Raw genomic sequence first — 13,314 nt, forward strand, 5'->3', positions numbered from 1 at the left:
CCTTACTTTTCTGGATATAACGCATGTCGTATACACCCACGAACGATCCTGTCGATCAGGGATTGTTTGATATAACCCGTACTTTGCTGCAACAGCCGGATCTCTGCGCCCTGGCGCAGGCGCTTACCCGGCATGTTCGGCAGATAAAGCTGGCCGATCGCGTCAATATTCTGCTCTGGCAGCCAGAACCGCGGCGCGTTTATCTGTACGGCACCGATGAACAGGGGCTGGACGTCCGTTATGAAGATGAGCCGTTGCTGGCAAATGGTCCTTTTCACCGCATGCTGTCGCGCCCGGACGTGCTGCATTGCAGGGCCGAACAGTTTAGCCAGACCTGGCCAGCGCTTGCCGCGCTGGCGCTCTATCCTCCCTTTGCTCACTACTGCATGACGCCGCTGGCCGCCGACGGTCGGATCTTCGGCGGCTGCGAGTTTCTGCGCAATAACGACAGTGCCTGGAGCGACGCCGACTTCTCCCATCTGCAAACGCTCACCCAGGCCGTCGGCCTTGCCGTGGAGCAGATTCAGGCGCGGCTGAACAGCAGCGACAGCTACGAGCTGCTCTGCCGTGAACGGGACGATTTCCGCCTGCTGGTGGCTATCACCAACGCCGTGCTGTCAAAGCTCGATCTGGATGAGCTGGTGGCGGAGGTTTCCCGGGAAATTCAGCGCAACTTCGGCATCGATTCCATCAGCATGGTGCTGCGCAGCGACCATCCCGGAAAGCTTATTATCTACTCCACTCACTACGTAGATAAAAACGCGCCGTTGCAGGATCAGAGCGAGGTGGACGAAAAGGGGACGCTGTCTGAAAAGGTAATGCATACTAAGCAGATGCTGATGCTTAAACTCCATCACCGGGACCGTCACGCCCCCTACGAAAGAATGTTGTTTGATATGTGGGGCGAGCAGGACCAGACGCTGTGCCTGTTCCCGCTGATTTTCCGTGACCGGGTGCTCGGCACCCTGAAGCTGGCGCAGTGCAAAGCGCAGGTGTTTACTGCCGCCAACCTGAAGCTGCTGAGCCAGATTGCTGAACGCATCGCCATCGCCGTGGATAACGCCCTCTCTTACCGGGAGATCAGCCATCTGAAAGAGCGGCTGATCGACGAAAACCTGGCCCTGACCGAGCAGATCAACAATGTCGCCGCTGACTTTGGCGAAATCATTGGCCGCAGCAACGCCATGATGACGGTGATGAAGCAGGTGGAGATGGTCGCCCAGAGCAACAGCACCGTTTTGATTCTGGGGGAGACCGGCACCGGGAAAGAGCTGATTGCCCGCGCCATCCATAACCTGAGCGGGCGCAGTAATCGCCGGATGGTGAAGATGAACTGTGCGGCAATGCCCGCCGGTCTGCTGGAGAGCGATCTCTTTGGCCACGAGCGCGGCGCCTTTACCGGTGCCAGCGCCCAGCGCATCGGCCGCTTTGAACTGGCGGATAAAAGCACCCTGTTTCTGGATGAGGTGGGCGATATGCCCGTTGAGCTTCAGCCCAAACTGCTGCGCGTGCTCCAGGAGCAGGAGTTCGAGCGGCTTGGCAGCAACCGCATTATCCGCACCGACGTGCGCCTGATCGCCGCCACCAATCGCGACCTGAAGCAGATGGTGGCCGACCGTGAGTTCCGCAGCGATCTCTACTATCGCCTCAACGTCTTTCCGATCTGGCTGCCGCCGTTGCGGGAGCGTCCGGAAGATATTCCCCTGCTGGTGAAGTCCTTTACCTTTAAGATTGCCCACCGGCTGGGGCGCAGTATCGACAGTATTCCGGCGGAGACTCTGCGCCTGCTGAGTAAAATGGAGTGGCCCGGCAATGTGCGCGAGCTGGAAAACGTCATTGAGCGGGCGGTGCTGCTGACCCGTGGCAATGTGCTTCAGCTTTCTATGCCGGATATCGACTTCCACCGCGCGGCAAGCGTCGCCGCGCTGGAGCAGCCGGCCATCAGCGAGGTTCGCGAAGGGGAGGAGGAGTATCAGCGTATCGTGCGGGTGCTTAAGGAGACCAACGGTGTTATTGCCGGACCGAGGGGGGCGGCACAGCGCTTAGGGCTGAAGCGCACCACGCTGCTGTCGCGCATGAAACGGCTGGGCATTGATAAGCATTCGCTCTTCTGAGGAGGGATTTCCCGGCCAGTAAAAAGCGCGATCTCCGGGAAGAGCTCGCGCTTGCCATTCAGGACTAAAACAGCTCCTTCAGCGTGTGGGCTGGCGCAAATTTAACTGACAGAGCAGCCTGAACTGAACCCACAGCAGCAGACACTCTACCTTTGCGGTGCAGCCCGTTCAAAGGCCGTCGGGTTCGTTATGAGCCTGACGGTAACCGTTAGCTCAGCCTGCGCAGCAGGATAATGTCACGCTGCGGATCGGAGCCAAGCTGAAATATATGTTCGCCCACCTCGGTAAAACCCACTTTATGATAGAAAGCGATAGCTTTGGGGTTGTGCTCCCAGACGCCAAGCCACACCACATCTGAACCATATTGCCTGAACGCATCCAGAGAGGCCGCCATTAGCTGACGGGCTACTCCTCGTCCATGCCAGGCTTTATCAAGGTAGAAACAGAGAATTTCCCCGGCGTTGTCAGATCCTACGCAGGGCGGAAACTCTTCCCAGCGCAGCTGGGCATAGCCCGCCAGTTCGCCGTTCTCTTCGCAGACCAGCGTAACCCAGTCCGGGTTCTCTATTTCCTTACGCTGTATTTCCGGCGAATAGCTTAAACGGCAGTGAAGCGCCATATCTTCAGGCGTGTTGTCGTTACCAAAGGTATCGATAAAAGTACGTCTGGCCAGCGCGGCAAGTTGTTCCGCGTCTGAAGGGCAGGCTTTACGGATGAGCATGGGAATTCTCTTACAACAATATTCAGAACAATGAAGATAATGTCACCGCAAAACAGAAACAATAATGACCTGACGCAAGCCACCATCGCCCTGGCCTGGCGGTTGTACAGATGTCTGCCTGCTGCGCCAACAAAAAGAGTCTCTTCCGCCTCATAGCCTTTCTTATAAGGCGTGATAGCTGACTATCAGAGAATCTGATGAAACGCTCAGAAAGGGGGAAGCAGGGGCATTTTATGTATCTGGTTATCGCCGGTCTGATTAAGGTTACCGCTAATTTAATCTACAGAAGAAATAAATAGATCTCATTAAATCAGGTAAGAGAAACTTTTTAATTTCGCAAGAAAAATCTCAGGTAAAAAACAAGGTATTAAGCTTTGTCTTCTGTCAGGGAACGTTGGCTAACTTGTCACAAAATGTGTCAGTCATCACAAATTATGAAACGTTGTTTTGATAAATTAACGTTGCCATTTTAAAAAGGAGCGGTGCGCTTCTTTACTTCTGAAAATTAAAAAGAAAAAAGCCTTTATCTCTGGGAGAATGTATGAATGTCTTTGGGAAGGACTCATTTTACATTTGTGGAGTGAAAGCGATATTGCAGGAGATAGCGAAGCAGCGTCGTAGCCATTCTCCGCCGTTAGATCGGTGTATTTACGTGACTACCGGGATGGATCTTGCCGAGATGTTTTCATGTATGACGCAACACCCTCCCCATAACTACGCTATTTTCATCTCTCCGGAACGTTATTTTTATATCCTGAAGCGTCTGTATCCCGATCTGACCATTCTGTGCCTGCCTGAACAGTTAACGGTAAGCGAACTGCGTCAGGCGCTAACGGTAATGGAAACGCTACAGGTGCAAAACGCGGCGGTCAATAATGCTCAGAATTTGTTTAAGTTTACCCAGGCAGAACAGCAGATCATGCGGTTAACGTTACGCGGTTATTCCATCGATGAGATTGCCTCTATTCGTAGCGTCAGCCCCAGCACCGTAAGCGTACAACGCAGCGGGCTAATGAAGCGAACGGGTACTAAAAGCATACAGGAACTGTGCGTGCTATACAGCAGCGGCGCGCTGAATATGGCTACCTGATTTGGGGAATGCAGAAATGGTGGTAATGACGGACTGGTAATGCGCGATTCGCGAGGGCAGGAAAGACATTATCAGAACGAATAAAAAAGGCAGGATGAAAACATCCTGCCTTTTTTGTTGGGAAACTTAACGTTTACCGTTAGGTTTCAGCATTTCGCCAGGTTTTAATTTGAACAGCTCATCGTCACGGGTGGAATAACGAATGCTTCCATCCTGTACGCGATATGCGCCTTCCGTAAAGCCAGCACCGTTAAGGAAAGGTGCGACGGCATCGGGTTTGTTCTGCCAGGCAGCTTCAAGCGCCAGCAGTGCGTAAGGAGCGATGTGATCGATATTCGCATAGATATATTGCGGATCGTCGATAAAGAAACCGTTAATACGCTGGGTTGAGATAATGTTCTGGGCGATTTTATCAGCCAGTTCCAGGTAACCTTTCTGGCCGCTTGATTGCCAGAGGTCAATCAGCGCGAAAATAGCGTAAGGTTCTTTATTGCTGGTCGCCATATTCAGCTTGCTGTTGGCACCGCCAGGCTCGCCGATATCACCAAGATCCTGTCCTTTAGCGATCCCGCGTGCAACTTTCCAGAGCTGCGGATTAGGATCGAGCGTCCAGGCCCTGGCGTATGACAGCAGAAATTCATTACCGGCAGGATAGGGCGTCAGCTCTTTCCCTTTCTTACCGTAGTAGCCATCCCGTTTCAGGATATAGCCAGAAAGATCGGTGCCGTTCGCTAACATAGGACGGAAGGTATTGGTTTTTTCGTCATACGCCCAGTTTGCAAAGGCGATTAAACCATCCAGCGTCCATTTTTTTATGTCTTCCCCATCTTTACCCAGCGATTTAGCCAGTGCCAGTTGCATCAGGGCATTTTCTGAATAGATCGTGCTGGTTCTGCCTTTCAGCATCATATTGCCTTCCAGCGCGTCAGGGCCGAATTCCGGGCCGAACTGACGTTGAGCGCGATCGCCATATTTTGAGTTAGTATCGCCGTCGTCGGTCGTTTCCGCACGTTTCAGCGGCTGGGTGAACTGGTAAACGCCGAGGCCGGTTTTCTTATCACGCGGGAGAACGTACTGTTCCGCCAGACGTTTTGCCCAAACTAATGCACCGTCTTCATGGTTATATTTATATAACATCGATGCGGAATAGATCAGGTCATTACCTGCGTTAAGGAAGCTCAACCCTTTCGTAGCGAAGAACGGTGGCTGTTGCTCAAATTCGTTATTCCACAGTTTTCCTTGCGCTTTGCCATACTGACCGTGACGGCTGGTTTCAAGGATTTTCCAGTCGTAGACATGCGCATTCCAGAAGGCGCGAACAAATTTCACCGTGGCTTGTTTATCCACCGAGAACATCAGATCGTACCAGGGATAGGCATTTTTAAGCTCGTGGACCAGCTCTTTTTCGCTGGGACCTTCCGGCTGTAACGTATTCAGGTCGATAAACCGGTGACCGCCCCACAGTAAGAGGCCGCTTTCATCCTGGTAGTTTTTGAAATAGTAGCGAACGTTATCTTCAGCAAGCTGCTTATATTTTTGATCGCCGGTCAGGTTAGTTAACCCTACCAGAACGCGCATGAAGTTTTGTTGTGCGGAGAAGTTTGACAGGACGGCTGTTTTTCCATCGGGAAAGATCCATTCCATCTGTTGACCGGTTCGCGGATCGATACCATCAGCAAGCAGGGGAACATCCGGGTGAATTTTACTCTTTCCTTTATCGATTACCGCGTCTGCAAATTCTTTAACGCTGCTAAGTCGTAGACTGTCTTGCGCCTGTGAATAGTGTGGAAAAATGCTAAATAAACTCACTATCACAGCTAAACCAGATAGTTTCATCATTTACCTCATACGTAAAAGGAAAGCTGAGCATTTTGGTGCTCAGCTTGCGTTTAGGTTATTGATTAGAATGAATATTTCACACCAACACGGTAACGGGTCTGCCTTTCATCAGTTGCTTTGCTGCCTGAAACGTTACCAATGGCTGCATAAGGCGCCCAGTTTTTATCGAGTTTATAAGTTAATTTAAAATCGTGAGTCCAGTCTTCGTTCTTATTGTTGGCAATAATTACGCCATCAGAGTTGGCTTTTTTATAATCAATTTCATAATCAAGCTGGTAATCCTGGAGGAATTTATAGGATAAAACCAGGGTGAGGTTATAACCGTTTTCTGACGTATCTTTTTTGGTGCCGATATTCGCGGAATTACGCTTGTAGTACGGGCGATAGCGCAGTGATGCACTCACATCATTGCTAACGTTCGCTTTACCACGCAGGTAAGGGCGATAGTTATTGGATGAGGAGCTGGTGTCCAGCGAGAAGCCCGGTTCGATCTGGAAAGTCGGATTAATTTTATAAACATAGCTGGCAACGACTTCAGTGCCGTTGCTGACGGTTTCGTGATAGGCTTTATCTTTCTTTTGTGAACCTTTCCATTTCCCTTCAAGTGAGAGACCGAACCCATTGGCGAAGCGGTGGGACATTAACAATCTGTCTTTATGATTATTACCCCCGTTGTCATTCATTTCATGGCGGTAATCAATCGTAACCGCCTGGGCGGCAAAACTCATTACAGGGATAGTAATCAATAACAGTGAGCGTAACATATCAACCTCTTATTATAGAGTTCAAGTGTAAAATTTTTTCTCTTCTTTGGTACAGAGAGGGTTTATTTGTTTATAAAAATAAAAAGTATTTTTAAATTTCTATTAAGGGGCTGAATATCAACAGATGTGCAGCTTCCATTTATAAATGAAATAAACGGTTTTAATTACCTGTCTGTAGCCGTTATTGCGCGCATCCAGAGAGCCATAAGAAAGTTTAACGCTGTCGTATGGTTTTATTCTGACTGAACCTTCCCAGAAGGTATTGTCACCCTGATGTACTATAAATTTTTCGCCTTAGAAATCTTGGAAAGGAATTTTACACAAATTGAAATACTGTTTTGAGTTGCAGATCTCAAAATTTTGTTTCTCATTTAAATATGTTTTTGCGTGATTTTAAAGATAGTCCTATATCTGTTATTGTTTGTATATCAATAACTTATCTTGATTTTGTTTTTTATTAATGCATTTGCTATCAGTAGCGACCTCTCTGGATGTAAAGATTTTCCTGGTTATCCGCGAATGCGGCAGTAGCAAAAGGATAAATAAGCTATCGTTAACCGTTGGCAAAAAGACGGGCTAGAGATTGATATGAAGTTATCTCCAGAAATGACAGCGCAGCAGACCATACTTTCGCAATGGTAATATATCCAGCTTGGTAGCCGAACGTATATTGTTGAGAGGGATTACTGTATCAGATAGCCGGTTACGCCTGAGCAATAAAGGAAAACGATAACCATTAACTTTAATAGGCTCAGCGCTAAATCTGTGAAGGAGACAATGGCCGACAGCGTCTGTTCGGCGGTGCTATTGAATAGCCAGATATGAACGTGAATTTGCTCACGTAAGCTTTGTCTGATGCGCTATTTATTTTTATCCGTATAGCTATACAGGCAGGGTTAAAAAAAATAAACATATCGTCCCTGGCGCGGCATCTCCTTTTTGTTGTCTCGCTTTCTTCGCCAGACTCAATAGCCCAGTGGCAAAAATGCCACCCTCCTCATCTTTTTGAAACAGTGTTTCGACGTGGATCACACTTCTGTCATGATTTGAATGACGTGGAAACAAATAGCAATAAAATAAAATTAAAACGACGTTTTACAAATTAAGATTCAAGCGGCAGAAAATATGAAACGGAATCTAAGGAACTATGAAACCGCATCATTACGCTTTTTGTTTCAACACGTTATGGGGAAGCGCCGAATGGCAAACCGTCAACAGATACCGTAGCTCTCTGGCCCTTTCGCTCTGCCGGAGCCGCTTCATTACCGAATCCATTAACAAACTTGTTTGCCAGGTAGGTATGTATGAATGAAAACAAACTCCTGGGGTTAGCCTGGATATCTCCCTATATTATTGGGTTGATTGTCTTTACGGCTTTCCCTTTCGTTTCATCGTTCTTCCTCAGTTTTACTGATTACGATCTGATGAGTCCGCCGCAATTTAACGGCATCGAAAACTATCGCTATATGCTGGCTGAAGATGCGCTGTTCTGGAAATCCATGGGCGTGACGTTTGCCTATGTATTTTTGACGATTCCGCTGAAGCTGGCTTTTGCGCTGGGTATTGCGTTCGTCCTGAACTTTAAACTGCGCGGCATCGGTTTCTTCCGTACCGCTTACTACATTCCGTCTATCCTCGGTAGCTCCGTGGCTATCGCCGTACTGTGGCGTGCGCTGTTCGCTATCGATGGTCTGTTGAATAGCTTTATCGGCGTACTGGGTTTTGATCCGGTGAACTGGCTGGGTGAGCCTTCACTGGCCCTGATGTCGGTAACGCTGCTGCGCGTATGGCAGTTTGGTTCTGCGATGGTGATCTTCCTCGCTGCGCTGCAAAACGTGCCGCAGTCTCAGTATGAAGCTGCGATGATCGACGGCGCTTCTAAATGGCAGATGTTCCTGAAAGTGACCGTACCGCTGATTACGCCGGTGATTTTCTTTAACTTCATTATGCAAACCACGCAGGCGTTCCAGGAGTTTACCGGACCATACGTCATTACCGGCGGTGGCCCGACTTACTCAACTTACCTGTTCTCGCTGTACATCTATGACACCGCGTTCAAGTACTTCGATATGGGCTACGGCGCTGCGCTGGCCTGGGTGTTGTTCCTGGTGGTAGCCGTGTTTGCCGCTATTTCCTTTAAATCATCGAAATACTGGGTGTTCTACTCTGCGGATAAGGGAGGCAAAAATGGCTGATATCCAGCAAAGTCAACTGTCGACAGCAATGGAAGTGGCTGAACGTGAAGTTGCCCGTACCATGCGTCGTGAAAAAATTAACCGCACCATTCGTTATATCGTGCTGCTGATTGTCGGTCTGCTGATGCTTTATCCGCTGGTGTGGATGTTCTCGGCATCGTTCAAACCGAACCATGAAATCTTTTCCACCATGAGCCTGTGGCCGGCACATGCCACCTGGGAAGGGTTTGTTAACGGCTGGAAAACCGGCACGGAATATAACTTCGGTCATTACATGCTGAACACCTTCAAGTATGTAATTCCGAAAGTGATCCTGACCATTATCTCCTCCACCATCGTGGCGTACGGCTTTGCCCGCTTCGAGATTCCATGGAAGAAATTCTGGTTCGCAACGCTGATTACCACCATGCTGCTGCCGAGCACCGTACTGCTGATTCCTCAGTATCTGATGTTCCGTGAAATGGGCATGCTGGACAGCTATCTGCCGCTCTATCTGCCGCTGGCCTTCGCCACGCAAGGGTTCTTTGTCTTCATGCTGATTCAGTTCCTGCGCGGCGTACCGCGTGACATGGAAGAAGCGGCGCAGATTGACGGCTGTAACTCTATGCAGGTGCTGTGGTACGTGGTGGTGCCGATTCTGAAACCGGCCATCATCTCTGTCGCACTGTTCCAGTTCATGTGGTCAATGAACGACTTTATCGGCCCGCTGATCTATGTCTACAGCGTAGAGAAGTACCCGATTGCACTGGCTCTTAAAATGTCCATCGACGTCACCGAAGGTGCGCCGTGGAATGAAATTCTGGCAATGGCGAGCATCTCCATTCTGCCATCCATCATTGTGTTCTTCCTGGCGCAGCGTCACTTCGTACAGGGCGTTACCAGCAGCGGAATTAAAGGTTAAGAGGGAAATATCATGGCTGAAGTTATTTTCAACAAACTGGAAAAGGTTTACTCCAACGGCTTCAAAGCGGTACATGGTATCGACCTGAAAATCGCAGAAGGTGAGTTCATGGTTATTGTCGGTCCGTCCGGCTGCGCCAAATCGACTACCCTGCGTATGCTGGCTGGTCTGGAGACCATCAGCGGCGGTGAAGTGCGTATCGGCGACAAAATCGTGAATAACCTGGCGCCGAAAGAGCGTGGTATTGCGATGGTGTTCCAGAACTATGCGCTCTATCCGCATATGACCGTGCGTGAAAACCTGGCCTTTGGCCTGAAGCTGAGCAAGCTGCCGAAAGAGCAGATTGAACAGCAGGTTAACGAAGCGGCCAAAATCCTTGAGCTGGAGGAGCTGATGGATCGCCTGCCGCGCCAGCTTTCCGGCGGTCAGGCACAGCGTGTGGCGGTAGGCCGCGCCATCGTGAAGAAACCGGACGTGTTCCTGTTCGACGAACCGCTCTCCAACCTCGATGCGAAACTGCGTGCGTCAATGCGTATCCGTATCTCTGACCTGCATAAGCAGCTGAAGAAATCCGGTAAGCCTGCGACCACCGTTTACGTTACCCACGATCAGACCGAAGCGATGACCATGGGTGACCGTATCTGCGTGATGAAGCTGGGCCACATCATGCAGGTGGATACTCCGGATAATCTGTATCACAAACCGAAAAATATGTTCGTGGCGGGCTTTATCGGCGCGCCGGAAATGAACATCCGCGCCTCAAAACTGGTGGAGCATGACGGACGTCTGCATCTGACTATCGGCAACGAAACGATGCCGCTGTCAGCCGAGAAGCAGGAGAAAGTGCTCAATCATAAAGGACAAGACGTATTTTACGGCGTGCGCCCGGAATTCGTCTCTGTCGCTGATGAGCCATTTGCCGAAGGAAGTTGCAGCGGTGAAATGGTACGCGTGGAAAACATGGGCCATGAATTCTTTGTCTACCTGAAAGTGGCGGATTATGAACTAACGGCTCGTATACCGTCAGATGAAGCTAAGCCTATGATTGCTAAAGGGCTTCATCGTCGGGTCTATTTCAAGTTTGATATGAATAAATGTCATATCTTTGACGCGAAAACCGAGCAGAACATTTCTCTGTAACCTACTGGAGTATTATTATGAAAAAAGTGCTTTTAAGCGCAGCAATCTCCGCCACTCTGGGACTTACCGCGCTGCCGTCAATGGCCAGGGATGCCAATTTACGTATGTCATGGTGGGGCGGCAACAGCCGTCACCAGGTGACGCTGAAAGCGGTTGAAGAGTTCCACAAACAGAACCCGGATATCAACGTGAAGGCCGAATACACCGGCTGGGATGGTCACCTTTCCCGTCTGACTACCCAGATTGCGGGTGGCACCGAGCCGGATGTCATGCAGACCAACTGGAACTGGCTGCCGATTTTCTCTAAAAACGGCGATGGCTTCTACGATCTGAACAAAATGAAGAACGTGATCGATTTAAGCCAGTTCGAAGCGACGGAGCTGCAAACCACCACGGTTAACGGCAAGCTGAACGGTATTCCGGTTTCCGTTACCGCTCGCGTGTTCTACTTCAACGATGAAACCTGGAAAAAGGCTGGCGTTGAATACCCACAAACCTGGGACGCGCTGATGGAAGCCGGTAAAGCTTTTGAAAGCAAGCTCGGCAAGCAGTATTACCCGATCGTGCTGGAGCACCAGGATACGCTGGCGCTGCTGAACTCCTATATGGTGCAGAAGTACAACATTCCGGCCATTGATGAGCAGGGTAAAAAATTCAGCTACAGCAAAGAGCAATGGGTTGAGTTCTTCCAGATGTATAAGAAACTCATCGACAGCCACGTGATGCCGGATACCAAATACTATGCATCATTTGGTAAGAGCAACATGTATGAGATGAAGCCGTGGATTCAGGGCGAGTGGGGCGGCACCTACATGTGGAACTCCACCATCAAAAAATATTCCGATAACCTGAAGCCACCAGCCAGGCTGGAATTGGGCAGCTATCCGATGCTGGATGGTGCTAAAGATGCCGGTCTGTTCTTCAAACCTGCGCTGATGCTCTCTATCGGTAAATCAACTAAACAGCCGGAAGCTGCTGCAAAACTGATTAATTTCCTGCTTAACGACAAAGCAGGCGTGGAAGCGCTGGGTCTGGAACGTGGCGTGCCGTTGAGTAAAGCGGCCAGGGGCTTCCTGACCGAAACGGGCGTTGTTAGCGAAAACGATCCGGCAGTAGCGGGCCTGCGTTTAGCACAGTCTCTGCCGACCACGCTCTCCGTATCACCGTACTTTGACGATCCGCAGATTGTTGCCCAGTTCGGTACCACTTTACAGTACATCGACTACGGACAGAAAACGATAGAGGAAGCCGCTGCTGACTTCCAGCGTCAGGCCGAACGTATCCTGCGTCGCGCCATGCGCTAGTCCTCTCTGTCAGAACCTACCCCGCCAGCTGTGGCGGGGTATTTTTTTATATGGAGTATGCGATATGAAAGGCAAAATCATCCCGCTGGATTTTCGTCATCAGACAGACAGCGAGACCGGTCACGAGGTGATCCGGATGACGCCTCCCCACATTATTTGTCACCGAAACTACTTTTATCAGAAGTGCTTCACCAACGATGGTCAAAAGCTGATTTTTGGCGGCGCGTTTGAAGGGCACTGGAACTACTACCTGTTAGATCTGCAACAGCAACAGGCAACGCAGCTGACTGAAGGCGCGGGCGACAATACCTTTGGCGGCTTCCTGTCAGCGGACGATCGGAGCCTGTGGTATGTAAAAAATCAGCGTCAGCTGCGTCAGGTCTGCCTGCACAGCTTTGAAGAACGCGTGGTGTATGAAGTGGATGCTGACTGGGTGGCGTATGGCACCTGGGTGGCGAACAGCGACTGCACCAGGCTGGTGGGGATTGAGATCAAAGCCAGCGACTGGCAGCCGCTGACCGACTGGCGTAAATTCCGGGATTTCTATTTCACCAACCCGGAATGTCGGTTAATCAGCATCGATCTGACCACCGGCGAACAGCGCACCCTGTTACAGGAAAAACGCTGGCTGGGCCATCCGATCTATCGTCCTTTTGACGATCGTACCGTTGCTTTTTGTCATGAAGGCCCGCGTGACGCTATCGACGCCCGCATGTGGTTGATTAATGAGGATGGCACGCAGATGCGTAAAGTGCGTCAGCATCAGCCCGGCGAGAGCTTTACCCACGAATTTTGGGTGCCGGATGGCTCCGCGCTTTACTATGTGGCGCATCAGGAAAACGATCCGCACCGCTATCTGTTCAGTGCCGATCCGCAGACGCTGGATAACCGCCAGCTGATGGCGATTCCGCCCTGTTCGCATCTGATGAGCAACCACGATGGCTCGCTAATCGTGGGCGATGGTGCGCCGCATAATACCGGCGATATCAGCCTCAACGATCCCTTTATCTGGGTATTCAATATCCAGGACGGCAGCCAGACCGCTATCTGTCGCCACGATACCAGCTGGAAAGTGCTGGACGGCGATCGTCAGGTCACCCATCCGCATCCGTCATTCTCTCCGGACAACCAGTGGGTGCTGTTTACCTCTGATAAAGAAGGCATGCCCGCGCTCTATCTGGCGCGCGTGTAATGCGTCCATAAAAAAAGCCCCCGCTGATTGGCGGGGGCGATTTATATCAGAAGA

At 50.4% G+C, this 13,314-nt stretch carries 10 protein-coding genes; 7 read left to right on the forward strand and 3 right to left on the reverse strand.

What is annotated here, in order from left to right; all coding sequences use genetic code 11:
- The first annotated feature begins 23 nt into the window (after window positions 1-23).
- Window positions 24-2,114 (forward strand): formate hydrogenlyase transcriptional activator FlhA, encoded by a 2,091-nt coding sequence (gene flhA, locus C7M51_RS01285; RefSeq protein ID WP_160619805.1) that lies wholly within the window; start codon window positions 24-26, stop codon window positions 2,112-2,114.
- Window positions 2,115-2,322: 208 nt separating this feature from the next.
- On the opposite strand, the gene C7M51_RS01290 is transcribed toward flhA, so the two are convergent.
- Entirely contained in the window at window positions 2,323-2,835 is a 513-nt protein-coding gene (locus C7M51_RS01290; protein WP_160619806.1) for a GNAT family N-acetyltransferase, read from the reverse strand.
- A gap of 541 nt (window positions 2,836-3,376) precedes the next feature.
- On the opposite strand from C7M51_RS01290, the gene C7M51_RS01295 reads away from it, so the two are divergent.
- The gene (locus tag C7M51_RS01295) at window positions 3,377-3,925 is read left to right on the forward strand and encodes a helix-turn-helix transcriptional regulator (RefSeq protein WP_160619807.1); all 549 of its coding nucleotides are present in this window, start codon (window positions 3,377-3,379) and stop codon (window positions 3,923-3,925) included.
- A 126-nt stretch (window positions 3,926-4,051) separates the two neighbouring features.
- Here C7M51_RS01295 and C7M51_RS01300 read toward each other — a convergent pair whose 3' ends face one another.
- Both C7M51_RS01300 and C7M51_RS01305 read right to left on the reverse strand, forming a co-directional pair.
- The gene (locus C7M51_RS01300; RefSeq protein WP_425280990.1) at window positions 4,052-5,764 is read right to left on the reverse strand and encodes a pectate lyase; all 1,713 of its coding nucleotides are present in this window, start codon (window positions 5,762-5,764) and stop codon (window positions 4,052-4,054) included.
- A gap of 62 nt (window positions 5,765-5,826) precedes the next feature.
- A complete protein-coding gene (locus tag C7M51_RS01305; RefSeq protein ID WP_160619808.1) occupies window positions 5,827-6,528 on the reverse strand; it encodes an oligogalacturonate-specific porin KdgM family protein in 702 nt (233 codons plus the stop codon).
- 1,304 nt (window positions 6,529-7,832) lie between these two features.
- Here C7M51_RS01305 and C7M51_RS01310 point away from each other — a divergent pair.
- The 5 genes from C7M51_RS01310 (at window position 7,833) to C7M51_RS01330 (ending at window position 13,260) form a co-directional block, all read left to right on the forward strand.
- Window positions 7,833-8,723 (forward strand): carbohydrate ABC transporter permease, encoded by an 891-nt coding sequence (locus C7M51_RS01310; protein WP_160619809.1) that lies wholly within the window; start codon window positions 7,833-7,835, stop codon window positions 8,721-8,723.
- Window positions 8,716-9,624 (forward strand): carbohydrate ABC transporter permease, encoded by a 909-nt coding sequence (locus C7M51_RS01315; RefSeq protein ID WP_160619810.1) that lies wholly within the window; start codon window positions 8,716-8,718, stop codon window positions 9,622-9,624. Before C7M51_RS01310 ends, C7M51_RS01315 begins: the two co-directional genes overlap by 8 nt.
- Before the next feature lie 12 nt (window positions 9,625-9,636).
- Window positions 9,637-10,764: an ABC transporter ATP-binding protein gene (locus C7M51_RS01320; protein WP_160619811.1), complete on the forward strand. Its 1,128-nt coding sequence runs from the start codon at window positions 9,637-9,639 to the stop codon at window positions 10,762-10,764.
- 17 nt (window positions 10,765-10,781) lie between these two features.
- Window positions 10,782-12,068: an ABC transporter substrate-binding protein gene (locus C7M51_RS01325; protein WP_160619812.1), complete on the forward strand. Its 1,287-nt coding sequence runs from the start codon at window positions 10,782-10,784 to the stop codon at window positions 12,066-12,068.
- A gap of 64 nt (window positions 12,069-12,132) precedes the next feature.
- Window positions 12,133-13,260 (forward strand): oligogalacturonate lyase family protein, encoded by a 1,128-nt coding sequence (locus tag C7M51_RS01330; RefSeq protein WP_160619813.1) that lies wholly within the window; start codon window positions 12,133-12,135, stop codon window positions 13,258-13,260.
- Window positions 13,261-13,314 lie beyond the last annotated feature (54 nt).

Origin of the sequence: Mixta intestinalis (genome assembly GCF_009914055.1) — a bacterium.
GTDB lineage: Bacteria > Pseudomonadota > Gammaproteobacteria > Enterobacterales > Enterobacteriaceae > Mixta > Mixta intestinalis.

Bases quoted from the DNA above. Each gene is read 5' to 3' on its own strand.
- flhA (WP_160619805.1), top strand. From the start codon at position 24: ATGTCGTATACACCCACGAACGATCCTGTCGATCAGGGATTGTTTGAT.
- C7M51_RS01290 (WP_160619806.1), bottom strand. From the start codon at position 2,835: ATGCTCATCCGTAAAGCCTGCCCTTCAGACGCGGAACAACTTGCCGCG.
- C7M51_RS01295 (WP_160619807.1), top strand. From the start codon at position 3,377: ATGAATGTCTTTGGGAAGGACTCATTTTACATTTGTGGAGTGAAAGCG.
- C7M51_RS01300 (WP_425280990.1), bottom strand. From the start codon at position 5,764: ATGATGAAACTATCTGGTTTAGCTGTGATAGTGAGTTTATTTAGCATT.
- C7M51_RS01305 (WP_160619808.1), bottom strand. From the start codon at position 6,528: ATGTTACGCTCACTGTTATTGATTACTATCCCTGTAATGAGTTTTGCC.
- C7M51_RS01310 (WP_160619809.1), top strand. From the start codon at position 7,833: ATGAATGAAAACAAACTCCTGGGGTTAGCCTGGATATCTCCCTATATT.
- C7M51_RS01315 (WP_160619810.1), top strand. From the start codon at position 8,716: ATGGCTGATATCCAGCAAAGTCAACTGTCGACAGCAATGGAAGTGGCT.
- C7M51_RS01320 (WP_160619811.1), top strand. From the start codon at position 9,637: ATGGCTGAAGTTATTTTCAACAAACTGGAAAAGGTTTACTCCAACGGC.
- C7M51_RS01325 (WP_160619812.1), top strand. From the start codon at position 10,782: ATGAAAAAAGTGCTTTTAAGCGCAGCAATCTCCGCCACTCTGGGACTT.
- C7M51_RS01330 (WP_160619813.1), top strand. From the start codon at position 12,133: ATGAAAGGCAAAATCATCCCGCTGGATTTTCGTCATCAGACAGACAGC.